The sequence below is a fragment of the Achromobacter sp. 10T422 genome, from assembly GCF_056394065.1.
In genome coordinates this window covers 1-22,273 of sequence record NZ_JBFTHD010000003.1, presented here as the reverse complement: position 1 = coordinate 22,273, position 22,273 = coordinate 1, and the positions used below count along the sequence as shown (strand labels likewise).

General features: G+C 63.3%; 20 protein-coding genes and 3 tRNA genes. 18 read left to right on the top strand and 5 right to left on the bottom strand.

The window, feature by feature from the left end; translation table 11 throughout:
- Positions 1 to 93: 93 nt before the first annotated feature.
- Genes mnmG through AC1DB0_RS07715 form a run of 6 tightly spaced genes read left to right on the top strand, consistent with a single transcriptional unit; the run spans position 94 to position 6,318 of the window.
- Positions 94 to 2,013: a tRNA uridine-5-carboxymethylaminomethyl(34) synthesis enzyme MnmG gene (gene mnmG, locus AC1DB0_RS07740; RefSeq protein ID WP_476757313.1), complete on the top strand. Its 1,920-nt coding sequence runs from the start codon at positions 94 to 96 to the stop codon at positions 2,011 to 2,013.
- Entirely contained in the window at positions 2,010 to 2,723 is a 714-nt protein-coding gene (rsmG, locus tag AC1DB0_RS07735; RefSeq protein ID WP_342067512.1) for a 16S rRNA (guanine(527)-N(7))-methyltransferase RsmG, read from the top strand. The genes mnmG and rsmG overlap by 4 nt, the downstream gene beginning before the upstream one ends.
- A complete protein-coding gene (locus AC1DB0_RS07730; RefSeq protein ID WP_054420876.1) occupies positions 2,720 to 3,520 on the top strand; it encodes a ParA family protein in 801 nt (266 codons plus the stop codon). The genes rsmG and AC1DB0_RS07730 overlap by 4 nt, the downstream gene beginning before the upstream one ends.
- 9 nt (positions 3,521 to 3,529) lie before the next feature.
- Complete coding sequence (locus AC1DB0_RS07725) at positions 3,530 to 4,354, top strand: GNAT family N-acetyltransferase (RefSeq protein ID WP_175170427.1); 825 nt, start codon at positions 3,530 to 3,532, stop codon at positions 4,352 to 4,354.
- 43 nt (positions 4,355 to 4,397) lie between these two features.
- Complete coding sequence (locus tag AC1DB0_RS07720; protein WP_054420874.1) at positions 4,398 to 5,321, top strand: ParB/RepB/Spo0J family partition protein; 924 nt, start codon at positions 4,398 to 4,400, stop codon at positions 5,319 to 5,321.
- On the top strand, positions 5,314 to 6,318 hold the full coding sequence (locus AC1DB0_RS07715) for an asparaginase (RefSeq protein WP_476757312.1): 1,005 nt from the start codon (positions 5,314 to 5,316) through the stop codon (positions 6,316 to 6,318). Before AC1DB0_RS07720 ends, AC1DB0_RS07715 begins: the two co-directional genes overlap by 8 nt.
- On the opposite strand, the gene AC1DB0_RS07710 is transcribed toward AC1DB0_RS07715, so the two are convergent.
- Positions 6,312 to 7,184, bottom strand: a complete 873-nt coding sequence (locus tag AC1DB0_RS07710; RefSeq protein ID WP_054420872.1) for a LysR substrate-binding domain-containing protein — start codon at positions 7,182 to 7,184, stop codon at positions 6,312 to 6,314. The two genes, AC1DB0_RS07715 and AC1DB0_RS07710, sit on opposite strands and share 7 nt — an antisense overlap.
- A gap of 118 nt (positions 7,185 to 7,302) precedes the next feature.
- Here AC1DB0_RS07710 and AC1DB0_RS07705 point away from each other — a divergent pair, with 118 nt between their 5' ends.
- From AC1DB0_RS07705 to AC1DB0_RS07690, 4 genes are all read left to right on the top strand, one after another.
- Positions 7,303 to 7,890, top strand: a complete 588-nt coding sequence (locus tag AC1DB0_RS07705) for a cysteine dioxygenase family protein (RefSeq protein ID WP_054420871.1) — start codon at positions 7,303 to 7,305, stop codon at positions 7,888 to 7,890.
- 2 nt (positions 7,891 to 7,892) lie between these two features.
- Positions 7,893 to 9,083 carry a cystathionine beta-lyase gene (gene metC / locus AC1DB0_RS07700; protein WP_175170425.1) on the top strand — a complete coding sequence of 397 codons (1,191 nt, stop codon included), beginning with the start codon at positions 7,893 to 7,895 and terminating at the stop codon, positions 9,081 to 9,083.
- Positions 9,080 to 10,678 (top strand): rhodanese-like domain-containing protein, encoded by a 1,599-nt coding sequence (locus AC1DB0_RS07695; RefSeq protein ID WP_342067508.1) that lies wholly within the window; start codon positions 9,080 to 9,082, stop codon positions 10,676 to 10,678. Before metC ends, AC1DB0_RS07695 begins: the two co-directional genes overlap by 4 nt.
- Positions 10,679 to 10,868: 190 nt before the next feature.
- Positions 10,869 to 11,876, top strand: coding sequence for a Bug family tripartite tricarboxylate transporter substrate binding protein (locus AC1DB0_RS07690; RefSeq protein WP_175170423.1), 1,008 nt, complete (start codon positions 10,869 to 10,871; stop codon positions 11,874 to 11,876).
- Positions 11,877 to 12,005: 129 nt separating this feature from the next.
- Here the strand turns inward: AC1DB0_RS07690 and AC1DB0_RS07685 are convergent, their stop codons facing one another.
- The 4 genes from AC1DB0_RS07685 to AC1DB0_RS07670 are packed head-to-tail and all read right to left on the bottom strand — an operon-like array spanning position 12,006 to position 16,555.
- Positions 12,006 to 12,767, bottom strand: a complete 762-nt coding sequence (locus tag AC1DB0_RS07685) for a DeoR/GlpR family DNA-binding transcription regulator (protein ID WP_054420867.1) — start codon at positions 12,765 to 12,767, stop codon at positions 12,006 to 12,008.
- Positions 12,768 to 12,784: 17 nt separating this feature from the next.
- Positions 12,785 to 14,467, bottom strand: a complete 1,683-nt coding sequence (locus AC1DB0_RS07680; RefSeq protein ID WP_476757311.1) for an ABC transporter permease subunit — start codon at positions 14,465 to 14,467, stop codon at positions 12,785 to 12,787.
- A gap of 22 nt (positions 14,468 to 14,489) precedes the next feature.
- A complete protein-coding gene (locus AC1DB0_RS07675) occupies positions 14,490 to 15,497 on the bottom strand; it encodes an ABC transporter ATP-binding protein (RefSeq protein WP_342067506.1) in 1,008 nt (335 codons plus the stop codon).
- A gap of 47 nt (positions 15,498 to 15,544) precedes the next feature.
- Positions 15,545 to 16,555: an ABC transporter substrate-binding protein gene (locus AC1DB0_RS07670; RefSeq protein WP_054420864.1), complete on the bottom strand. Its 1,011-nt coding sequence runs from the start codon at positions 16,553 to 16,555 to the stop codon at positions 15,545 to 15,547.
- Positions 16,556 to 16,707: 152 nt separating this feature from the next.
- Here AC1DB0_RS07670 and hisN point away from each other — a divergent pair, with 152 nt between their 5' ends.
- The 8 genes from hisN to AC1DB0_RS07630 form a co-directional block, all read left to right on the top strand.
- On the top strand, positions 16,708 to 17,514 hold the full coding sequence (gene hisN, locus AC1DB0_RS07665) for a histidinol-phosphatase (RefSeq protein WP_054420863.1): 807 nt from the start codon (positions 16,708 to 16,710) through the stop codon (positions 17,512 to 17,514).
- Between the two features lie 57 nt (positions 17,515 to 17,571).
- A complete protein-coding gene (locus AC1DB0_RS07660; protein ID WP_054420862.1) occupies positions 17,572 to 18,957 on the top strand; it encodes a glutamine synthetase family protein in 1,386 nt (461 codons plus the stop codon).
- A gap of 30 nt (positions 18,958 to 18,987) precedes the next feature.
- Positions 18,988 to 20,376 (top strand): aldehyde dehydrogenase family protein, encoded by a 1,389-nt coding sequence (locus tag AC1DB0_RS07655; RefSeq protein WP_175170421.1) that lies wholly within the window; start codon positions 18,988 to 18,990, stop codon positions 20,374 to 20,376.
- Positions 20,377 to 20,400: 24 nt separating this feature from the next.
- Positions 20,401 to 21,564, top strand: coding sequence for an iron-containing alcohol dehydrogenase (locus AC1DB0_RS07650; RefSeq protein ID WP_175170420.1), 1,164 nt, complete (start codon positions 20,401 to 20,403; stop codon positions 21,562 to 21,564).
- A gap of 112 nt (positions 21,565 to 21,676) precedes the next feature.
- Positions 21,677 to 21,763, top strand: a tRNA-Tyr gene (locus tag AC1DB0_RS07645).
- A gap of 145 nt (positions 21,764 to 21,908) precedes the next feature.
- Positions 21,909 to 21,982: transfer RNA gene (locus AC1DB0_RS07640), tRNA-Gly, on the top strand.
- 12 nt (positions 21,983 to 21,994) lie between these two features.
- Positions 21,995 to 22,069 (top strand) — tRNA-Thr (locus AC1DB0_RS07635).
- Between the two features lie 56 nt (positions 22,070 to 22,125).
- Positions 22,126 to 22,273: GTP-binding protein (locus tag AC1DB0_RS07630; RefSeq protein ID WP_441372500.1), on the top strand; the 148-nt coding region annotated here is incomplete at its 3' end.

The window sequence follows — 22,273 nt, the reverse complement described above, 5'->3', positions numbered from 1 at the left end:
GCCCAATATCAAGCCCGGCGATGTTTCACGTGAAACATGCAACCCCTGCCTCTATAATGAGCACCGAACGCCTTCTTATCTTTCCTCCCCATCATGGACTATCCCCGCGAATTCGATGTCATCGTCGTCGGTGGCGGCCACGCCGGCACTGAAGCCGCCCTGGCTGCTGCCCGCGCTGGCGCCCAGACGCTGCTGTTGACGCACAACATCGAAACCCTAGGCCAAATGTCTTGCAATCCCTCCATCGGCGGGATCGGCAAGGGCCACCTTGTCAAAGAAGTCGACGCCCTGGGTGGCGCGATGGCTTTGGCAACGGACGAAGCGGGGATTCAATTCCGCATTCTTAACGGATCGAAAGGCCCGGCCGTCCGCGCGACTCGCGCCCAGGCCGACCGAGTGCTGTACCGTCAGGCGATCCGTGGCCGTCTCGAGAATCAGCCCAATCTGTGGTTGTTCCAGCAGGCGGTTGAAGACTTGATGGTGGAGGGCGACCGCGTTGTCGGTGCCGTGACCCAGGTGGGCCTGAAGTTTCGGGCCAAGACGGTGGTGCTGACCGCCGGCACATTCCTGAACGGGTTGATTCACGTGGGCCTGCAGAATTATTCCGGCGGCCGCGCGGGCGACCCCCCTGCGATTTCGCTGGGCCAGCGCCTGAAGGAACTGAAGCTTCCGCAAGGCCGCCTGAAGACGGGCACGCCCCCGCGCATCGACGGCCGCTCGATCAACTACAGCATTCTGGAAGAGCAGCCGGGTGACCTGGACCCGATCCCTGTGTTCTCGTACATGGGCAATGTGGCTATGCATCCGCGACAGCTGCCGTGCTGGATCACCCACACCAACGCCCGCACGCACGACATCATCCGCGGCGGCCTGGACCGCTCGCCGATGTACAGCGGCGTGATCGAAGGAGTGGGCCCGCGTTACTGCCCGTCCATCGAAGACAAGATCCATCGCTTTGCCGACAAGGAATCGCACCAGGTCTTCCTGGAGCCCGAAGGTTTGGATACGCACGAGGTGTATCCAAACGGCGTGTCGACGAGCTTGCCGTTCGATGTGCAGCTGGATTTGATCCATTCCCTGCGTGGCCTGGAAAATGCGCACATCATGCGCCCCGGCTACGCCATCGAATATGACTACTTTGATCCACGTGGATTGAAGAGCACGCTGGAAACCAAGGCGATCAGCGGGCTGTTCTTCGCCGGCCAGATCAACGGCACCACCGGTTACGAAGAAGCGGCGGCCCAAGGGCTGCTGGCGGGCATCAACGCCGCGCTGTTGTCGCTGGGCCGCGACCAATGGACGCCGCGCCGCGATGAAGCCTATTTGGGCGTACTGGTGGACGACCTGGTGACGCGTGGCGTGACCGAGCCGTACCGCATGTTTACCTCGCGTGCCGAATACCGCCTGAGCCTGCGTGAAGACAACGCCGATCTGCGCTTGACCGAAATCGGCCGCCAGCTGGGCATCGTCGACGACGCGCGCTGGGATGCTTTCAATCGCAAGCGCGACGCGGTGGCTGCGGAAGTTGAACGGTTGAAATCCTCGTGGGTGAATCCGCGCGTGATGCCGCCTGAGATCGCGGAACCCTTGCTGGGCAAGTCGATTGAACGTGAGTACTCACTAGCTGATCTGCTGAAACGCCCGAATGTTTCATATGAAGCGTTGATGGCGGTGCAGAACGCCGACGGTTCGCTGCTGGCCGGCCCCGGTGTGGTTGCGGATGACGTCTTGGCCGAACAGGTCGAGATCCAGCTGAAGTACGCCGGCTACATCGCGCGCCAGCAGGAAGAAGTCCAGAAGCAGATTTCGCACGAACAGCAGCCCATCCCGGCCGACGTGGATTACGACGCCGTGACGAGCCTGTCGTTCGAAGTGCGCCAGAAGCTGAAGACGCATCGTCCGGAAACGGTGGGCCAAGCCGCTCGCATATCCGGCGTGACTCCCGCTGCAATCTCGTTGTTGCTCATCCACCTGAAGCGCCTGCATTACGGCTCGCGCAAGCAAGCCGCATGACCGCCTATACCGATCAGGCCGGCGCTGACATGGCCGGCCGCCTCTCTCGCGCATGCGAGCAGCTGGGGCTGCGCGCTGACGCCGCCGCACAAGCCAAGCTGCTGAACTATCTGTCGCAGATGCAGCGCTGGAACCGCACGTACAACCTCACCGCCATCCGCGATCCGCAGCAGATGCTGATTCAGCACTTGTTCGACAGCCTGGCCGCCGTCGGGCCGTTCAGCGACGCGCTGGGCGCCGATCTCGACGCGGCCAAGGTCTACGACGTGGGATCGGGTGGTGGACTGCCTGGCGTCGTTCTCGCCATCATGCGGCCCACGTGGTCCGTGACCTGCATCGACGCCGTTGAAAAGAAAACCGCATTCGTGCGCCAGATGAGCGGCGCACTGACGCTGCCTAACCTGCAAGCGCGCCATGCACGCATTGAAACGCTGGACCCGGCCGAGTGCGACATCGTGACCTCGCGGGCCTTCGCATCCCTGGATGATTTTGCGCAGCTTGCGGGTCGCCACGTGCGCAACGATGGTACCCTCGTCGCCATGAAGGGCAAGGTCCCCGAAGAAGAAATTCAGGCATTGCATGCGCGCGGGGAATGGCAAGTCGACCATATTCAGCCGCTCCAGGTGCCGGAGCTGCAAGCAGAGCGCTGTCTGATCTGGATGCGCCGCAACGAAGAACGCAGCGAAGGACGCAGTCAAGGAACCCTATGAAGAACTTACCCCCCAGCACAACCGCCCGCGTCTTCTGCATTGCCAACCAGAAGGGCGGTGTGGGCAAGACGACGACCGCCATCAATTTGGCGGCGGGTCTTGCCACGCACAATCAGCGCGTGCTGCTGGTGGACCTGGACCCACAAGGCAACGCCACGATGGGCAGCGGCATCGACAAGAATGCGCTGGAGTCGAACCTGTACCAAGTGCTGATCGGCGAGGCCACGATTGAGCAGGCCCGCGTGAAGTCGGAATCCGGCGGCTACGACGTGCTGCCCGCCAACCGCGAGCTGTCCGGCGCCGAGATTGACCTGGTGCAGATGGAAGAGCGCGAGCGCCAATTGAAGTCCGCGCTGGACACCGTCGCCACCCAATACGATTTCGTGCTGATCGATTGCCCGCCGACTTTGTCCCTGCTGACCCTGAATGGTCTGGCCGCCGCCCACGGCGTCATCATCCCGATGCAGTGCGAGTACTTCGCGCTGGAAGGCTTGTCTGACCTGGTCAACACCATCAAGCGGGTTCACCGCAACATCAACGACGACCTGCGTGTCATCGGATTGTTGCGTGTGATGTTCGATCCGCGCATGACGCTGCAACAGCAAGTGTCGGCGCAGCTTGAAGCGCACTTTGGCGACAAGGTCTTCAAGACCGTCGTGCCGCGCAACGTGCGTCTGGCTGAAGCACCCAGTTACGGCATGCCGGGTGTGGTGTATGACCGCGCGTCACGCGGCGCGCAAGCCTACATCTCGTTCGGCGCTGAAATGATCGAACGCGTCAGAAAGGACTTGAAGTAAGCCGTACCCATGTCCGTTGCCGCGCTCTTTTCTCCGACTGCATCGCAAGCCTCACACACGCCGCCCGCCGACGTGCGCGACAGCTTGCGCGTGCGTCTTGAAGAGGCCGCACTGAACGCCACGGCGGTCGGCGCGCAGCTGCTCTATGATGGCTGGCTGGTGCGCTTCTCGCGTGCGGAAGCCAAGCGGGTGCGCAGCGTGAACGTGCTGGGGTTATCCACACGTCCGCTGGACGAGCGGCTGGCGTATTGTTCTTCGTTGTATGCGCGCCATGGCTTGCCCATGGTGCTGCGCATTACCTCCATCGGCCCCGATTTTTCCCTGGACGCCGAGCTGGAGTCCCGCGGCTATACCTTCACCGGTGAGACCCGAGTCATGAGCATGTCGCTCGCCCCCAGGCCTGGCGTCCGGGGCGGCCTGTTTTTCAGGAATGTCGACACCGGCCGCTTCGCGCAAGTGGTCGGGGCAATGCGCGGCTCGGCGCCCGAACATATCGGTGAACATCAAGCGCGTCTGCAAGGGCTGGCTGTGGATAAGCAGCCGGTGCTGGTTTTTGACGCGCACGAGCAGTGCGTTGCCGCGGGCTTGGCCGTCCGCGATGGCGACTTGCTTGGTCTGTTCGACATCGTCACCGATCCGGGGCAACGGCGTAAAGGCTACGCCGACGCCCTGGTAGATCATCTATTGACCGAAGGCGCCGCCGGCGGCGCCACGACCGCGTACCTGCAGGTCGAGCCGGAGAATACCGCCGCGCGGGCCTTGTATGGCCGCTACGGTTTCAAAGACTGTTACGCGTATTGGTACCGTCTGCCCGCCGAGCAGACGGACGCCTGAGCCTGGCTCGGGATACAAAAACAGAAGGAAAGAGGATTTAACTATGGCCACCAAGAAACCCAAGGGATTGGGTCGCGGACTGGACGCCTTGCTTGGCGCGGACGCGCCTGCGATCGACAACATCGGCAAGGCCGTCGCGGCCAAGCCCGAGGGTCCGCCATCCACCTTGCCCATCTCGAAGATGCGCGCCGGCAAGTATCAGCCGCGCACGCGCATGGACGAGGGCGCCCTGGGTGAGCTGGCCGAATCGATCCGCACACAAGGCATCATGCAACCCATTCTTGTGCGCGCACTGGGCGAGACCGCGCCCGGCCATTACGAGATCATCGCAGGCGAACGCCGCTACCGCGCCGCGCAGATTGCCGGCTTGAAGGAAGTGCCGGTGCTTGTGCGTGAAGTGGCCGACGAGAACGCGGCCGTCATGGCGCTGATTGAAAACATCCAGCGCGAAGATCTGAATCCGCTGGAAGAGGCGCACGGCGTGCGCCGCCTGCTGGACGAATTCGGCCTGACACACGAGCAGGCCGCGCAAGCGATCGGCCGTTCGCGGTCCGCCACCAGCAATCTGCTGCGTCTGTTGAACCTGGCCGCGCCCGTGCAAACGATGCTGCTGGCGGGCGACGTCGACATGGGCCATGCCCGCGCGCTGTTGGCCGTGGACGCGGCCACGCAGATCCAGCTGGCCAACCAGATCATCGCGCGCCGTCTGTCGGTGCGGGAAGCGGAAAAGCTGGTTGCGAAGACCGCCAAGGACACGGAGTCCGCGGCATCCCCGCGCAAAAAGACCAATGGCGTATCGCGTGATCTGACGCGTCTGGAAGAAGCCTTGTCCGATCACCTGGGCACGCGTGTCGCCCTGAAGGTGGGCGCTAAAGAGAAAGGGCAGATCGTCATCGACTTCCATGGGTGGGAACACCTGAACTCGCTGCTGGAACGCCAAGGCTTGTCCGGAGTCGTGGATGCTTGAGCAAGCCTTGCCGGTGATCGCCGTGCTGGCCACGGGCGGCACCATTGCGGGCGCCCAGGCCGACGCCACGTCTGCCGGCTACAAGGCAGGATCGTTCTCGGTGAACGACTTGCTGGCCGCTGTGCCGCAGTTGTCCGGCATTGCCGAGATTCGCGCTGAACAGGTCGCGAATGTGGGCAGCCAGAACATGACGCACGCCGTGTGGAGTGCGCTGGCCGAACGCGTGAACACCCTGTGCCAGGACGCTTCGGTGGCCGGCATTGTCATCACGCACGGCACCGATACGCTTGAAGAAACCGCGTACTTCCTGAGCCTGGTTATCCAGCACGACAAGCCTGTTGTGCTGGTGGGCGCCATGCGTCCCGCCACGGCGTTGGGCGCGGAAGGCCCGGCCAACTTGTATAACGCGGTGGCGCTTGCCCGTCACCCCGACGCGCGCGGCCGTGGGCCGCTTGTCGTCATGAATGAAGACGTGCACTACGCCCGCGAAATCCAGAAGATCGCCAGCGCAGGCCTGTGCGCGTTTGCGTCGCCCAATCGTGGCCGCGCAGGCGTCATGCATGGCGGCGCGCCGTGCTTCTATTCACGCAACACCACTACGCACACGATACAAAGCGAGTTTTCACTCGCATTGCTGGAAAGGGCGGGCTGGCCGCGCGTAGACATCGTCTACGCCCATGCCAACCTGCAAGCCGATTTGATCGAATTCCTGACCGATAGCGTGGATGGCATCGTGCTGGCCGGCGTGGGCGATGGCAACGCCACCGATCTGGCCATTGACGCATTGAGCCGTGCGGCAGATCGCGGCGTGGCCGTGGTGCGGTCCAGCCGCACCGGCAGCGGCTTCGTGGCGCGCGATGTTGAGCTGGACGACGGCAGCCTGGGCTTTATCGCGGCGCGTGACCTGAATCCGCAAAAGGCGCGCATCCTGCTGATGCTGGCCCTGTCCGTCACGCGCGACGCCGCCGCCATGCAAGCGGTGTTCGACCGCTACTGAGCGTCGCCTTGTTGCGCCAGCCCCAGGTTGGTCCGCAGCATGTCATAGACCTGCCGCGTCAGCGGATTGATCAGATCACGTCTTATCCACAGGAAGTAGGTGACGTCCGGCAAGGGCGGCAGCCCTTCCTTTTCTCCCAGCACGCGCATCTCGGGCCCCAGTAGTTCCACGCTGCGGGCCGTCACGCCCAGACCGGCGCGCAACGCCGCTTTGATCCCCACCAGGTTCGGCGCCACATAGTTGGTGTGCCAGCGCACCCGCGCCTGCTCCAGCGCATTCAAGGCCAGCCGGCGAAAGATGCTGGGCTCATCGGCCAGCACCAGCGGCACGGGCGCGTGCACGTCATGCACATAGTCGGCAGACGCCAACCACACCGTGGGTGACGTGCGTAGCGCCACGCCTTCGAAGTCCTGATCAAAACGCGTGGAGATGGTGAGGTCGATTTCGCCCGCACGCAGGGCATCCATCAGGAAGGGGCTGCGATCCACGCGAATCTCGAGCTTCACACGTGGCGCTGACCGAGCGATGTGCGTCAGCAGCGTGGGCAAGATGGTGTCCGCCACGTCCAACGGCGCGCCCAGCCGCAAATCCCCTTCCAGCGGACCGTCCTGCAAGGCGCGCAGCGCTTCATCGTTGATGGCGAGCATGTGGCGCGCATATTCCACCAGCCGGCGTCCATGCGATGACAGCACCTTGTTGCGCCCCTGCTTTTCGAACAGTGGCAGGCCAATGGTGGATTCCAGCCGCTGCATCTGCTGCGTAATCGCCGACTGCGTTTTATGCAGCCGATTGGCGGCTTCCGAGAACGTCTCGTGCTGGGCGATGGCCGTTAGCGTGCGAAGCAGGTCCAGATCCAGATTGCGCATGTCATGCCCTAAAAGTATTAGCAATGCTAATGGGATGTTAAGGCAATTTAAATTGTTGGCGCAGGGTCCGAGCGATACATTAAGTGCAATAACTCATGAGACAAGAGGGAAAACCAAAGTGAGCACTGCACATCCTCATCAGGCCGGCATCGATAGCGCCATCGGAAATATTAAAAAAACTGTAGGAAATAAGGGGCTGAACCGCGACAGCCTGAACGACGTTCTGCAAGAGCTGGTGGGCTTGGCCGCGCACACGGACTGGTGGACGGGCGACCGCTACGCACCCCCGGAAGACGGTGAGCGCCAGGCGCGCTACCTGATCGCGGAAGACCCCGACAAGAGCTACGCGCTGTACCTGAACGTCATGCGCCCCGGCAACAAGATCGTGCCGCACAACCACACCACCTGGGCCTGTATCGCTGCCGTGGAAGGCGTGGAATACAACTACGTGTACGACCGCCTGGATGATGGCTCGGTGCCGGGCGTGGGCAAGCTTGCAAAGACGGGCACCGTCGTCGTGGGCCCAGGCGCCGGCATCGCCTTGATGCCCGACGACATCCACGCCGTTGAAATCCAGGGCGACAGCGTCATCCGCCACCTGCATATGTACGGCCGCGCCCTGGAAACGCTGAACGAACGCCTGGGCTTCGACCTGGACGCCGGCACCTGCAAAGTCATGCCAATCGGCGTGAAGACGCGCCGCTGATCATGAGCAAGCCCTACCAGTCCACTACGCGATTGCTGCGCGCCGGGCGTCCCCATCAAGGATGGGTCAATACGCCGGTGACGCGCGCCAGCACCTACGTCTTCGATAGCGTCGAAGCCTGGCGCGATACGCGCGCACGCCGCGAAGAAGAGCGCCTGCCGTCCTATGGCGCGCGCGGCACTGACAGCACGCATGCGCTGGAAGACGCGCTGGTGGAGCTGGAGCAGGGCTTTCGTGCGGCGCTGTATCCCACGGGGCAGGCGGCGATCGCCACCGTGTTGCTGGCCTATCTGCGCGCGGGCGATCACGTGCTGATCACCGACGCCGTGTATGAGCCGGTGCGCCGCTTCTGCGCCGAGCATCTGACGCGTCTGGGCATTGAACACACGTTCTACCGGCCGGATGGCGTGGGCATCGAGGCGCTGATCCGGCCGAACACCAAGATGATCTACGCCGAAGCCCCGGGCTCGCTGACGTACGAATTTCCGGACCTGTGCGACTTATCCACAGCTGCCAAAAAACACGGTTGCTGGCTGGCTGTGGATAACACGTGGGCGTCGGGTTTGATATACAAACCTCTCACGCTGGGTGCCGATATTTCCATCTTGGCGGCCACCAAATATCTGGGCGGACATGCCGATGTGATGATGGGCGCCGTGGTGGTCAACGCACGCGCCTGGCGTCCGCTGGAACGCGCCAGCATCGACTTCGGCCAGACCGTCGGCGCCGACGATGCGTTTCTGGTGCTGCGCGGCATGCGTTCGCTACCGCTGCGCATGGCGCAACACGCCAAGAACGCAATGCAGGTCGCGCAGTTCCTGTTGGAACGCCCTGAAGTGGCCCGCGTGCTGTGCCCCGCCTTGCCCGGCGATCCGTCGCACGCCATCTGGCAGCGCGATTGCTCCGGCGCCAATGGCCTGCTGACCGTCGAACTGAACGACGGCTTCACCGCGACAGACGCCGAGCGGCTGATCGACAGCCTGCGTTTGTTTGGTATCGGCGCCTCGTGGGGCGGCTTTGAAAGCCTGGTGATCCCCGTGCAACTGGCCTCGCGCGCGTTGCCTGACGCGACCCCTCGCGGCGCCATGCTGCGCCTGCATATCGGCCTGGAAGCGCCCGAAGACCTGATCGGCGACCTTGAACAAGGCCTGTCCGCCATGACCCAATCCTCTCGTTCCCTTCGAATCTCATGATGCACCCGACCTCCGCTTCTTCCTTTGCAGACATCGATGCCCACACGCTGAAGCAGTGGTTGCACGACGGCCACGAGATCGCCTTGCTGGATGTGCGCGAACACGGCCAGTACGGCGAATCGCATCTGTTCTACGCCGCGCCCGTGCCGTACAGCCGGCTTGAAATCGACATCGTGCGATTGGCTCCGCGGCGCGACGTGCGCGTGGTGGTGTACGACAATGGCGGCGATGACGACGCCGCGGCTCGTGCCGCCCGGGCGCTGGTCAAGCTGGGCTATGGACAGGTGCATCGCTTGGCAGGCGGCATCGCGCAATGGCAGCAAGATGGCTACGCCGCCTTCGCTGGCGTGAATGTGCCCAGCAAAACCTTCGGCGAATTGGCCGAAGAAGTTTTCCACACCCCTCGTATCGGCGCGCGTGAATTGGCCGAACGCCAGCAACGCGGCGATGACCTGATCGTGCTGGATGGCCGGCCTTATTCCGAATACCAGAAGATGAGCATCCCCGGAGGCATCTGCTGCCCGAATGGCGAACTCGCGCTGCGCGCGCATACGCTGGCCAAGCGCCCCGAGACCACCATCGTGATCAACTGCGCCGGCCGCACGCGCAGCATCATCGGTGCTCAGACGCTGATCAATCTGGGTGTGCCCAACCCCGTCTACGCGCTGGAGAACGGCACGCAGGGCTGGTATCTGGAAGACCTGCAACTGGAACATGGTGCACGCCGCCGTTATGACGACGGCGTCGCGGCCGAAGACCTGCCCGCGTTGGCCGGCCGCTCGGCGCAGCTGGCCGAACGCCATGGCGTGCCATTCGTCAGCGCCGCTACGGTGCAGGAATGGCTGCACGATTCAACGCGCAGCACCTTCCTGTGCGATGTGCGCAGCGCGGAAGAATTTGCAGAAGGCTCGTTGCCGGGGGCGCAGCATACGCCGGGTGGGCAGCTGGTGCAGGCCACCGACCAGTACTTGGCCGTGCGCGGTGCGCGCATCGTGGTGTTCGACGCCGAAGGCGTGCGCGCGCCGGTCGTGGCCAGCTGGTTGCGGCAGATGGGCTGGGACGCCTGCGTGCTGCAAGAAGGCATCAACGCCGCCTTGACGCATCAGACGCCCGAGGTGCAAACACCCGTCGTTTCCATGCTGTCCGATTCCGGCCTGGCCAGCGCCTTGGCGCAAGGCGCGCAAGCCGTCGATGTTCGACCCGGCATGCGTTATCGCGCAGGCCACATCGCGGGTGCGCAGTGGTCAATTCGGCCGCGTCTGCATCGGCTGGCGCTGGACCCTGCGCGCGCTGTCGTGCTGCTGGCCGAAGACGTTGCGGTGGCGGCGTGGGCCGCTGAAGATTTGCGCGCGTTGGGCGTGCAAGACATCAAGGTGAACACCGGCACGCCGGCCAGCTGGCAGGCAGCGGGCATTGCGCAAGCGGCCACGCCCGCCGTGCCGGCCGACGATGAATGCATCGACTACCTGTTCTTCGTGCACGACCGCCACGATGGCAACAAAGCCGCGGCGCGCCAGTATCTGGCGTGGGAGACCAACCTGGTCAAGCAGATCGATGAGCGTGAATTGGCGGGCTATCGCTTTCCGGCGCGCTGACGCCGCCCATTCACGCCGCGTCCGATAGGGCGCATGCCGCAACGGCCCGCAGAGGCCGCGCGGCATACCCAATGCATCAACGCAATCAATACGCCCCGGCGGCAGGTGCCGGCGGGGTGCGGACGGTTCATGGCGAACCGGAATGCAGGGACGGCCGAGTATCCGGCCGCAGACACAAGGGGAAATCCAGATGAAGCACCATGCATTGCACACTTGCGGCGCGGCCGCGTTGGCCATTGCCGGCTTGACGTGGGGGGCAGGCGTCCAAGCGCAAACGCCGTCGCTCAAGGCGCCCGCCGACTATCCCAAGCAGGCCATCACCGTCGTCTCGCCATTCCCGCCCGGGGGCGGCAATGACAACGTGGCGCGGCTGATTGCGCAGGAGCTGGGCGCCATTACGGGCCAGAGCGTTGTGGTGGAAAACCGCTCTGGCGCAGGCGGCAACGTCGGCACGGCGCAAGTGTCGCGCGCCAAGCCCGATGGCTACACGCTGGTGATGTCGCAGACGAGCGTCATGGCCGTCAACCCGCGTTTGTACAAGAACGTGGGCTTTGATCCGGTGAAGGACTTCACGCCGATCTCGCAGATCACGTCTGCGCCGCTGGTGTTGGTGGCGCGCACCGAAAGCCCGTACAAGACCTTGGCCGACTATCTGGACGCCGCGCGCAAGCAGCCGGGCATCATCACGTATGCGACGCCCGGCAACGGCACGATGAGCCATCTGATGGGCGCGCTGGTCTCGAAAAAAGCGGGTGTGAATCTGGTGCACGTGCCGTATCGCGGCGCGGCGCCCGCCATCACCGATTTGATGGGCGGTACCGTCGATATGCTGATCACGTCACCCGCGTCGGCCGAACCCATGGTGGCCGCAGGCAAGCTGCGCATCCTGGCCTTGAGCCACGAGAACAGCATCGGCATTTTCAAGGGGGCGCCGACGTTGAAGCAAAGCGGTCTGGACGGCATCACCGCCGATGATTGGTATGGCCTGTTTGCCCCTGCCGGCACGCCGCCCGAGCGCGTCGCCTACCTGGCGCAAGCGGTCGGGCAAGCCATGAAGTCGCCCAACGTGATCGCCAAGATCAACAGCGGCGGCAGCTGGCCGGTGGGCAGCCAGCCGGATGCGTTCAAGACGCGCTTGCAGGAAGACACGGTGTACTGGGCCGACATGGTGAAGACGGCAGGGGTATCGCTGGACTAATGCGACCGCGACCGAGAAGGCCAAGGCCAAGGCCAAGCTCACGGTCAAGGTCAAGGTCAAGGCCAAGGTCAAGGTCAAGGTCAAGGCCAAGGTCAAGGCCAAGGTCTAATTGGGCGCAGGGCAACGGGCTTACACCGCCAGCACGTTGCCCACCGCTGACTCCAGCGCCGTGTAGGCCGCCGATTTCTGTGCACTGGTGTTCGTCACCAGATGATCAATGCGGTCAGCGCCGCAGAATGACACGCGGCTGCACAGGCCGATCTTGCTGAAGTCAGCCAGCAGGACCAGTTGCTTGGCGTTGGCCGTCATCGCGCGGGCCACCTCGGCTTCGCGCAAGTCGTAGTTGGTGGCGCCGCATTCAGCATCCACGCCCACGGGCGACAGCAACGCGAAGTCAGCGCGGTAGCGGTGGATTTCGGCAATGGTGATGTCGCCCGCGGTGGCGCATACCGGCCCGCCGACAGACCCGCCCAGCATCAACAGCTGATTCGCGCCGTTGCCCGCCGCGCCCACCTTCAACGCCACATCGAACGAATTGGTGATGATGGTGAGCCCCGACAACTTCGCCAACTCATCGGCCAGCACGCTGGTTGTGCTGCCCGCATCCAGGAACAAGGTCTGGCCGCTTGCCACCAGCCCCGCCGCCGCGCGGGCAATGGCGCGCTTGTATTTGACGCGCGTGTGTACGCGTTCAGCGATGGGCGGCTCGCTGTGCACTGGCACCGCGCCGCCATGCACGCGGCGCAATTCGCCCATGGCTTCCAATTCGAGCAGATCACGCCTGACGGTTTCGCGCGACACGCCAAGCTCGCCGACGATGCGGTCCGTCGACACCTGCTGCAATGAAGACAGCAGGGCGCGGATTCTTTGATACCGCTCTTCTTGCCACATATCCGATGCTTCCTAATCTATCTCCGCCGCCGCGCCGCGCCGACGATCAACGCGCGCATGGCCAGCAGAGAACCTCCAACGACCAGCATGATAAGCGTGGAATACGCCGCCGCCTGCGAAACGAATCCAGCTTCGTCCAGCCGCAGCACCGATACGGGCGCCACGCTGACCGATGGGGTCACCAGGAAAATCACCGCCGACAGCGTCACCATCGACCGCATGAACAGGAAGAAGAACACGCCCAATACCGTGGGGGCGATAAGCGGCAGCACGGCGTCGCGCAGCACTTGCATGGTGCCGCCCCCCAGGCAGCTGACCGCTTCCTCCAGGGCTTGCGGCACGGCGCGCATGCCCGTCATCATCGTCAGGAATCCTTGCGTGTGATAGTGGTAGAAGTTGCATAGCGCAATCAGCGCCGCGCTGCCATACAGCGCATACAGCGGCGTGCCAGGCGCGTTGAACGCGAAGATGTACGACAGCCCCAGCACCAGGCCCGGCACCCCCACCGGCAACACCGACAGCAGATAGATCACCTTCGCCCAGCCGCGGCCAATGCGGCAGACGCCGAAGCTCAAGAAGAACAACAGCAGCACGCCGCCGCCTGCGGCCGCCAGCGAGAGATACAGCGACGTCCACAACGGCGCATAGCCGCCGCTGACGGTGATGTCGTAGTGCTTGAGCGTCCACTCCATCCGGTACGGCCATAGCCGCATGAAGCTGGCGAAGACAACGGTGGCCACTGTCAGGATGATCGTGCTGCAAGCCAGCAGCACGCCGATGCCAAACGCCAGGTCTCGCGCGCGTGCCGGTTGCGGCGCCACCCGTATGCCGCTGGGCGACGCCGAGCCGAATTGGCGCTGCGACGCCACGCGTTCGATCTGCACTGAAATCAGCGAAGGCAGCAACAGCAAGATGCCCACTACCGAGCCCATGCCGAAATTCATTTGCCCCGACACCTGGCTGTAGATCTCGGTGGCAAGAACCCGGTAGTTGCCGCCGATCACCGCGGCGTTGCCGAAGTCGGTGATGGTGATGACGAACACCACGAAGCCTGCGCTCAGCAAGCCGAACTTGCAGTTGGGCAAGGTAATGTCGAAGAATTGGCGCGTGCTGGATGCGCCCATGACTTCGGCCGCATCGTAGTAGCGGGCGTCCATGTTGCGCAGCGCCGCCTGCAGGATCAGCACGGCTTGGGGCAGGGCATAGAACACGTTCGATATCAGCAGGCCCCAGAACCCGTAGATATCGATTTCCCAGCCGGTCCACCGATGCACCAGCCCATTGCGTCCCAGGATGAAGATCAGGCCCAGCCCTTGCACGAGCGACGGCGCCAGTAATGGCAACACGAGCGCAAGCCGCACGATGCCCTTGCCGCGCATGCAGCTGCGGTCCAGCCCATACGCGATGGCGAAGCCCGCGGTGATGCTGATAAGCGTCGTCGCCGCGCTCATCACAAGGCTGTTTACCGTGGCGGTCAGGATGCCGCGGGTGGCGAAGACCTCGGCGTAGTTGCCCAGGCCGATCGAGCCGTCTTTCTCGACCAGGCTGCGCCACGCGACGGTGGCCAGCGGATACAGGAAGAAGAGTGCCAGCCCGGCTAGCGGAATGGCGACGCAGGTCCATAGCAACAGCCGGTCGGCGGACCAGGGCGCGCGTCCGGCGGGCGTGGCGATGGCGGCGCCGGCTTGTAGCGTGCTCATGCGGACATTCCGCTTGGCGCGGTCATACCGCTACCCAGGCGCAGTGGCCGGGCTCCATGTCCAGCCGCACGGCTGCGCCGCGCGACAGGCCGGCCGCACCATGTTGTTCCACCACCAGCTCACGTCCCAGCCAGGCGACGCGCAAGCGGGTCAGATTGCCCATGAACGTCATGTCCTGCACGCGTCCGGGGCCGTGCGCATCGGCGGCGATGCGCAGGTTCTCGGGCCGCAGGCAGGCCTCGTAGCGTTCGCTGGCGCCGTCGGGCCGCGATGCCAGCAGTTGCGGCATGGCGTCGCGCACCCAGTCGGTGGGCAGCAGATTGCTCAGCCCCACGAAGTTGGCCACGAAACGGGTGCGGGGCCGCAGATACAGATCGGACGGCGACCCCACCTGCTCGATGCGCCCATCGTTCATGCAGACAATCTTGTCGGCAAGCGTCAGGGCTTCCTCCTGGTCATGCGTCACCATGATTGTGGGAATTTTCAGGCGGCGTTGCACCTCGTGTATTTCCGCGCGCATGTCCGTACGCACGCGGGCGTCCAGCGCCGACAGCGGTTCGTCCAACAAGATCAGCGCCGGGTCCACTGCCAGCGCGCGCGCCAGTGCCACACGCTGCTGCTGGCCGCCCGACAACTGATGTGGATAACGCGCCGCATAGTCGGGCAGCTTGATGAGCGTCAGCAATTCGCCCACACGCGCCGCGATGCGGTCGCGCGGTTCGCCTCGGATGCGCAGCCCGTAGCCCACGTTTTCGGCCACCGTCATGTTTGGAAATAGCGAGTACGACTGGAACACGATGCCAAAGCCGCGCTTGCGGGCAGGCAGCCCGCTCAGGTCGCGTCCGCCCAGCGTGATGGCGCCGCTGTCAAAGGGAAGCAGCCCGGCCACGATGCGCAGCAAGGTCGTCTTGCCGCAACCGCTGGGCCCCAGCAGGCAGACGAATTCGTGCTCGCCAACGGACAGGTCGATATCTTCCAGCGCCACGGACGCGTCGAAGGTTTTCCGTATCCCGCGCAATTCCAGATACATGAGGTCTCCCGGGCGGATGGCGGCGGGCGGCGCCCGCCGCGCAGGCGTCAGCGCTTGATGGTGTTTTGCCAGGTCTTGATGGTGGCGTCGCGCTCGGCGGCAGACGTCTGGAAGTTCACCGGATACAGCACCGTCGTCAGATCTTTTGGCAAGCCCGCGGCCTCGGCCGCTTTGTTGGGGGCGGCGCCGGGCAGGGTGACGAGCTCCTTGTACTGGCTGTACAGGGCGCCAGCTTGCGGCGATAACGTCCAGTCCAGGAAGCGCTTGGCGTCGGCGGGATTCTTCGCCGCCTTCATCAGCCCGGATGCCTCAAGCTCGTATCCGACCCACTGTTTGGGAATCACCATCTTGACGGGGTAGCCCTCGTCGATGGATTGCATGGCGGGGAAGGCGAACGACACGCCGATGGCATATTCACCGGCGCGCGCCATCTTGCAGGGGCGGGACCCGGATGGCGTGTATTGCGCCACGTTCTTGTCCAGGTCCTTCAACAATGCCCAGCCTTTCTCCTGGCCCAGTCCTTGCAACAGGGCGACGATCTGCAAGTAGCCAGTGCCGGACGCAGCGGGGCTGGGGATAACGATTTCGCCCTTGTAGACCGGCTTGGCCAGATCCTCCCAAGACGTCGGCATCGGCAGGTTCTTGGATTTCAGCCGATCAGTGTTCACACAGAATGCGGCGACGTAGCCGGTCGCGGCGAACCACTTGTTGTCTGCGCCTTTGTACTGGGCGGGCAGGGCGTCGATGCCCTTGGCCGCGTAGGGCTCCAGCAGATTCTGCAAGCGCGGGTCCAGCATGTTGCTGACGGCAAAGCCCCAGATCAGATCCTGCTGGGGGTTGGCCGCCTCGGCGATCAGGCGCGCGCCCAGGTCGCCGGTGGACAAGCGCAGCACGTTGACCTTCACGTCCGGCATGGCCGCGTTGGCCGCCTTCAGGTAGGCGGCAATCTCGTCTTCTTCCAGCGCGGTGTAGACGGTGATGGCGCCGGCGTGGACCGCCTGTGCACAACTTAGGGAAATTACTGCAACCACAACGCTAAGCTTCTTCATACATTGCATGATGGAACTCCGGTAGGGAATACACGGCAACGGTGGCGAGCTACGAATGCGTACGGCGACTTCATATGACAACGGTGAAGTTGCAGTTTTAGGTATATTTGCAAATTTGGGGCAACGTGTCTAGACTGGAAAAACCCCCTGGGAGCTCACTGATGCAAACGTCCGCCGCCCTGTCGGCGCAGCAATTGGCCGAATATTCCTCGTTCGCGCAAACCCTCGCGGATCAGGTTCGGCCGTTGTCCCGCAAGTGGTTCCGCCACCCGCTGTCTATCGACACCAAAGCCGACGAAAGCCCGGTCACGCAAGCTGACCGCGAAGTCGAGTCCGCCTTGCGCGAGGCCATCGCGCAGCACTATCCCCAACATGGCATCTTCGGTGAAGAGTTCGGCGCCCAGCATGCCGAAGCCGATTTTGTGTGGTCGCTCGACCCCATCGACGGGACCCGTGCCTTCATTTCGGGCAACCCGTTGTGGGGCACGCTGCTGGCGCTGCTGCATCGCGGCCGCCCGGTGTTGGGCCTGATCGACATCCCCATGCTGGAAGAACGCTGGATCGGCGCGTCCGATTCGCCCGCCCGTCTGAACGGCGAGACCTGTCAGGTCAGTGGCTGCACCGAATTGCGCAACGCCATCCTGTACGCCACCTCGCCCGATATCTTCGAAGGCGCCGAACTGGCGGCGTTTGACGCCCTGACCGGCGCCGCGCGCATGCGCCGCTACGGGGGCGACTGCTACAGCTATGGTTTGCTGGCCAGCGGCCATGTCGACCTGGTGGTCGAAGCCGGCTTGCAACCGTATGACTATCTGGCGCTGATGCCCGTGATTGAAGGCGCGGGCGGCGTCATTACCGATTGGTCGGGGCAGCCGCTCAGCCTCGAATCGCAGGGCCGCGTCGTCGCGGCCGCCACGCCGCAGCTGCATCGCCAGGCGATGCGGGTGCTGGGGGCGGCCATGACCTGAACGCCGCGCCGCCCGCCCGCAGTTCAACGCAACGCTTCAGCCACAAGGTGAACAAGCATGCATGCACTTGGGGTAGCAACGGTGGAAGACGCGGAGCGGCTGGTGCAAACCAGCCCGCTCTCGCATATCAAGGTGGGCCTGTCCGACGTCGACGGCGTCATGCTGGGCAAGTATTTGCGGCGCGACAAGTTTCTGGGCGCGTTGCGTTCTGGCCTGGCGTTCTGCGATGTGGTGTTTGGCTGGGATCTCGATGACCAGCTCTACGACAACACCAAATACACTGGATGGCACACCGCCTATCCCGATGCGAAGCTGCGCATCGTGCCGCAAAGCGCACGCCGGTTGCCGCTTGAGCAAGGCCCCGGCGGCGAAGACATGCTGCTGTTCCTGGCCGAGTTCGAAGGCGATGCGGGCAACATCTGCCCCCGCCGGCTGCTGCATCGCACGCTGGATCGCGCGGCAGGTATGGGTTTTGACGTCTATGCCGCGCTGGAATACGAGTTCTTCATGTTCCGCGAAACGCCCCACTCGGTGCGCGCCAAGCACTACCGCAACATGGAAAACTGGACGCCCGGCAATTTCGGCTATTCCATGTTGCGCAGCACGGTCGAAGGGGACTTCTACCGCAAGCTGCTGGATATGTGCGAACGCATGGATATGCCCATCGAAGGGCTGCACACCGAGACCGGCCCGGGCGTGCTGGAAGCGGCCCTCGCCGTGGATCAGGCGGCGGATGCTGCCGACAAGGCCTTTCTGTTCAAGACCTTTACCAAAGCACTGGCGCAGCAAAACGGCTTGATGGCGACGTTCATGGCCAAGTGGTCGCACGACCATCCCGGGCAAAGCGGCCACATCCATCTTTCGCTGCGTGACAAGAAGAGCGGACGCTCGGCGTTCTATGACGAATCCCAACCGCATGGGATGAGCGCGGCGCAGGTCTCGTTCATGGCGGGCGTGCAGCGCTATCTGCCGGAGTTCATGGCGCTGTATGCGCAGACGATCAACAGCTATTCGCGCCTGGTGCCTGGCTACTGGGCGCCGCTGGACGCGACCTGGGGCATGGAGAACCGCACCACTGCGTTGCGGCTGATTCCAGGCAGCGACAAATCCCAGCGCGTCGAAGTGCGCATCGGCTCGGCGGACGCCAACCCCTATTTGGCGCTGTCCGCCGCGTTGGCCTCGGGACTGTATGGCATCGAACAAGGCCTGAAACCCGAACCCATGGTGCAAGGCAACGCATACACACAGCAGTTTCCCGCCCATCTGCGTTTGCCCACGACGTTGTGGGAGGCTGCGCAGCGCTTGCGCGAGTCCGAAGCCGCAAATCATCTGTTTGGCGCGCCGTTCGTCGAGCACTATGTTGCGACCCGTGAATGGGAAGAACGCCAGTTCCGCCGTCACGTGACCGACTGGGAGCTGGCGCGCTATTTCGAAATCATCTGATCCCCGTCCACCTGTTTGCATAGGGCCGATATGACCCAGGAACTCATCACCATCAGTCCCATCGACGGGCGCGAGGTTGTTCGGCGAGCCTATGCCAGTGAAGCGCAGATTGCGCAGGCGCTGGCGCAGGCTAAGGCTGCGCAGCCCGCGTGGCAGGCGTTGGGCATTGCGGAACGGGGGCGCATCGTGTCGGCGGCGGTCGACCGCTTTGTGGCCGCACGCGATGACATTGCGCGGGCCATCACCATCCAGATGGGCAGGCCGTTGCGCTATACGCCGGGCGAGGTCAGCGGCTTCGAATCGCGCGCGCGCCACATGATCGCGATTGCCGAGGAGGCCCTGGCCCCCATTCGTGTGCCTGAACAAGCCGGCTTTACCCGTTTCATCAGCCGCGAACCGATCGGCGTGGCGCTGACGATCGCGCCGTGGAACTATCCCTTGCTGACGGCGGTGAACAGCATCGTGCCGGCTCTGATGGCCGGCAACACCGTAATCCTGAAGCACTCGGATCAGACGCCGTTATGCGCCGAGCTGATCGAACGGGCGTTTAGAGACGCTGGCGCGCCCAAGGGCGTGTTCCAGTACCTGCATGCGAATCACGACACGGTGCAGCGCCTGATCCGCGCACCCGAGATCGGCTACGTGTCCTTCACGGGTTCCGTGCGCGGCGGCCGCATCATCGAAGAAAGCGCGGCGGGGCGATTTATCGGCGTGGGACTCGAGCTGGGCGGCAACGATCCGGCGTATGTGCGGGCGGACGCCAAACTGGAACACGCCGTMGAGACCTTGGTGGATGGCGCATTTTTCAACTCGGGCCAGTCTTGCTGCGGTATTCAGCGCATTTACGTCGCGCGGCCGGTGTTTGACGAGTTTGTTGAACGCGCCGTGGCGTTGACGAACGATTACGTGCTGGGCAATCCGCTGCATGCCGATACGACCTTGGGGCCGGTGGTTCGCGCCCGCGCGGCGGCTGAGATTCGCGAGGTTATTGCCGAAGCCGTTTCGGCCGGCGCCCAAAACCTGATTGATCCCTCACATTTCAAGAATGCGAGTGAAAGCTCGCCTTACGTTGCACCCGCTTTGCTTACGCGAGTAAACCATCGCATGCGCATCATGAGTGATGAGTGCTTTGGTCCGGTGGTTGGCATCATGCCGGTAGAGACCGATGATGAAGCCGTGGCGTTGATGAACGACAGTCCCTATGGTTTGACGGCGGCGGTGTTCACGCAGGACGAAAGCGCCGCGCTGGCGCTAGGCCGCCAAGTGCAGACCGGCACCTTCTTCATGAATCGCTGCGATTACCTGGACCCGGCGCTGGCCTGGACTGGCGTGAAGAACACGGGGCGGGGCGTGTCTCTGTCCGTCGTCGGCTACGAGCAACTTACGCAAGCGAAATCCTTCCATCTGCGCAGCGTCTGACACGACGCATTCAGGAATCGAATCATGACTGTGCCCAGCGTCAATTGGAACTATCCCACTGCCATCAAGGCCGGCCCCGGCCGCGTTAAAGAACTGCCTGATTGGTGCCGCGAGCTAGGCATGCAGCGGCCGCTGCTTGTCACGGACCCAGGCTTGGCCGCTTTGCCGATGGTGGGCGACACCGTGCGTGCTTGCCGCCAATCCGGGCTGGAATGCGGGCTGTTCCACGAGGTCAAGGGCAACCCCACCGGACGCAACGTGGAGGACGGTGTGGCGGCTTATCAACAGGGCCGGCACGATGGCGTCATTGCATTTGGGGGCGGGTCGGCGCTGGATGCGGCCAAGGCGATTGCATTGATGGTGGGACAAAAGCGTCCCTTATGGGACTTCGAAGACATTGGCGACAACTATCAGCGCGTGAATGTGGCCGGCATGGCGCCGGTCGTGGCGGTGCCGACCACGGCGGGTACGGGGTCGGAAGTGGGGCGGGCGTCGGTCATCACGGACGAGGCCGCCGAGGTCAAGCGCATCATTTTCCACGCGCGCATGCTGCCCGCAATTGTGATTCTTGATCCGGAACTTACGGTGGGCCTGCCGCCCAAGATCACCGCCGCAACCGGCATGGATGCGCTGTCCCACAATCTGGAGGCGTACTGTTCGCCGTTCTTTCATCCGATGGCGGCCGGCATCGCCATTGAAGCCATGCGGATGATCAAGGAATACCTGCCGCAAGCGGTGGCTGATGGCGCGGATTTGCAGGCCAGGCAGCAGATGCTGGTTGCGTCCTGCATGGGCGCCACGGCATTTCAACGCGGCTTGGGCGCCATGCACGCGCTGGCGCATCCGCTGGGCGCGCTGTACGACGCGCATCACGGCATGTTGAACGCGATCCTCATGCCCTATGTGTTGAAAGCCAACCAGCATGCGGTCGCGCCGCGGCTGGAAGCGCTGGCGCGGTACCTGGATCTGCCGGCGACGGGGCCGGGGGCCGTGCTGGATTGGGTGCTGCGCCTGCGCGAGACGGTGGGCATCCCTCATACCCTTGCCGAGATCGGCATCGACGAGGGCCAGGCCGAGCGGGTAGGGCGCATGGCCAGTGAAGATCCGTCAGGCGGAACCAACCCCATTATTTTCACGGCCGACGACTATTCGCAGCTTTTGCGTGCATCAATTCGCGGAAACCTGTAAGATTCGGCCCCTCTGCGCGGAAACGCGAGTGGTTGAACAAAAGTTTTGAATATTTTCATCCGAAGGGTTTGACACCGGATTCGAAAGTGTTCATAATCTCAAGTTCTCCGCTGGAGGGGTGCCCGAGTGGTTAAAGGGGGCAGACTGTAAATCTGTTGGCCTTGCGCCTACATTGGTTCGAATCCAATCTCCTCCACCAGAGACCCAACTCTATATCCAGGCGATGTCTGCCTGGATTTTAAAATTAGGCCTAGGGAACTGGGCGGCCTTTGCAAAAAAGGCTGTAAGGTTCCCCAGGCCTTGATTTTGAAGAGTCTGGGATGAGAGAAGGTGATGGGTATGCCGCGGGTGTAGCTCAATGGTAGAGCAGAAGCCTTCCAAGCTTACGACGAGGGTTCGATTCCCTTCACCCGCTCCAAGATTTTTAAATGCCCATGTGGCTCAGTGGTAGAGCACTCCCTTGGTAAGGGAGAGGTCGCGCGTTCGATCCGCGCCATGGGCACCACAAATTTCCAAGTTCTTTTCTTCAGTCTGAAGCGCAATCCAGGTCAGGAGTCAGCCATGGCAAAAGGCAAGTTTGAACGTACCAAGCCGCACGTGAACGTGGGTACGATTGGTCACGTTGACCACGGCAAAACGACGTTGACGGCAGCTATCACGACCGTTCTGTCGAACAAGTTCGGTGGCGAAGCCAAGGGCTACGACCAGA

Excerpts from the sequence above, each read along its gene's own strand:
- AC1DB0_RS07670 (WP_054420864.1), bottom strand. The coding sequence starts at position 16,555 with ATGCAATGTATGAAGAAGCTTAGCGTTGTGGTTGCAGTAATTTCCCTA.
- AC1DB0_RS07715 (WP_476757312.1), top strand. The coding sequence starts at position 5,314 with ATGCTTGAGCAAGCCTTGCCGGTGATCGCCGTGCTGGCCACGGGCGGC.
- AC1DB0_RS07730 (WP_054420876.1), top strand. The coding sequence starts at position 2,720 with ATGAAGAACTTACCCCCCAGCACAACCGCCCGCGTCTTCTGCATTGCC.
- AC1DB0_RS07710 (WP_054420872.1), bottom strand. The coding sequence starts at position 7,184 with ATGCGCAATCTGGATCTGGACCTGCTTCGCACGCTAACGGCCATCGCC.
- AC1DB0_RS07720 (WP_054420874.1), top strand. The coding sequence starts at position 4,398 with ATGGCCACCAAGAAACCCAAGGGATTGGGTCGCGGACTGGACGCCTTG.
- metC (WP_175170425.1), top strand. The coding sequence starts at position 7,893 with ATGAGCAAGCCCTACCAGTCCACTACGCGATTGCTGCGCGCCGGGCGT.
- AC1DB0_RS07675 (WP_342067506.1), bottom strand. The coding sequence starts at position 15,497 with ATGTATCTGGAATTGCGCGGGATACGGAAAACCTTCGACGCGTCCGTG.
- AC1DB0_RS07660 (WP_054420862.1), top strand. The coding sequence starts at position 17,572 with ATGCATGCACTTGGGGTAGCAACGGTGGAAGACGCGGAGCGGCTGGTG.
- rsmG (WP_342067512.1), top strand. The coding sequence starts at position 2,010 with ATGACCGCCTATACCGATCAGGCCGGCGCTGACATGGCCGGCCGCCTC.
- hisN (WP_054420863.1), top strand. The coding sequence starts at position 16,708 with ATGCAAACGTCCGCCGCCCTGTCGGCGCAGCAATTGGCCGAATATTCC.
- AC1DB0_RS07680 (WP_476757311.1), bottom strand. The coding sequence starts at position 14,467 with ATGAGCACGCTACAAGCCGGCGCCGCCATCGCCACGCCCGCCGGACGC.
- AC1DB0_RS07695 (WP_342067508.1), top strand. The coding sequence starts at position 9,080 with ATGATGCACCCGACCTCCGCTTCTTCCTTTGCAGACATCGATGCCCAC.
- AC1DB0_RS07690 (WP_175170423.1), top strand. The coding sequence starts at position 10,869 with ATGAAGCACCATGCATTGCACACTTGCGGCGCGGCCGCGTTGGCCATT.
- AC1DB0_RS07685 (WP_054420867.1), bottom strand. The coding sequence starts at position 12,767 with ATGTGGCAAGAAGAGCGGTATCAAAGAATCCGCGCCCTGCTGTCTTCA.
- AC1DB0_RS07725 (WP_175170427.1), top strand. The coding sequence starts at position 3,530 with ATGTCCGTTGCCGCGCTCTTTTCTCCGACTGCATCGCAAGCCTCACAC.
- mnmG (WP_476757313.1), top strand. The coding sequence starts at position 94 with ATGGACTATCCCCGCGAATTCGATGTCATCGTCGTCGGTGGCGGCCAC.
- AC1DB0_RS07650 (WP_175170420.1), top strand. The coding sequence starts at position 20,401 with ATGACTGTGCCCAGCGTCAATTGGAACTATCCCACTGCCATCAAGGCC.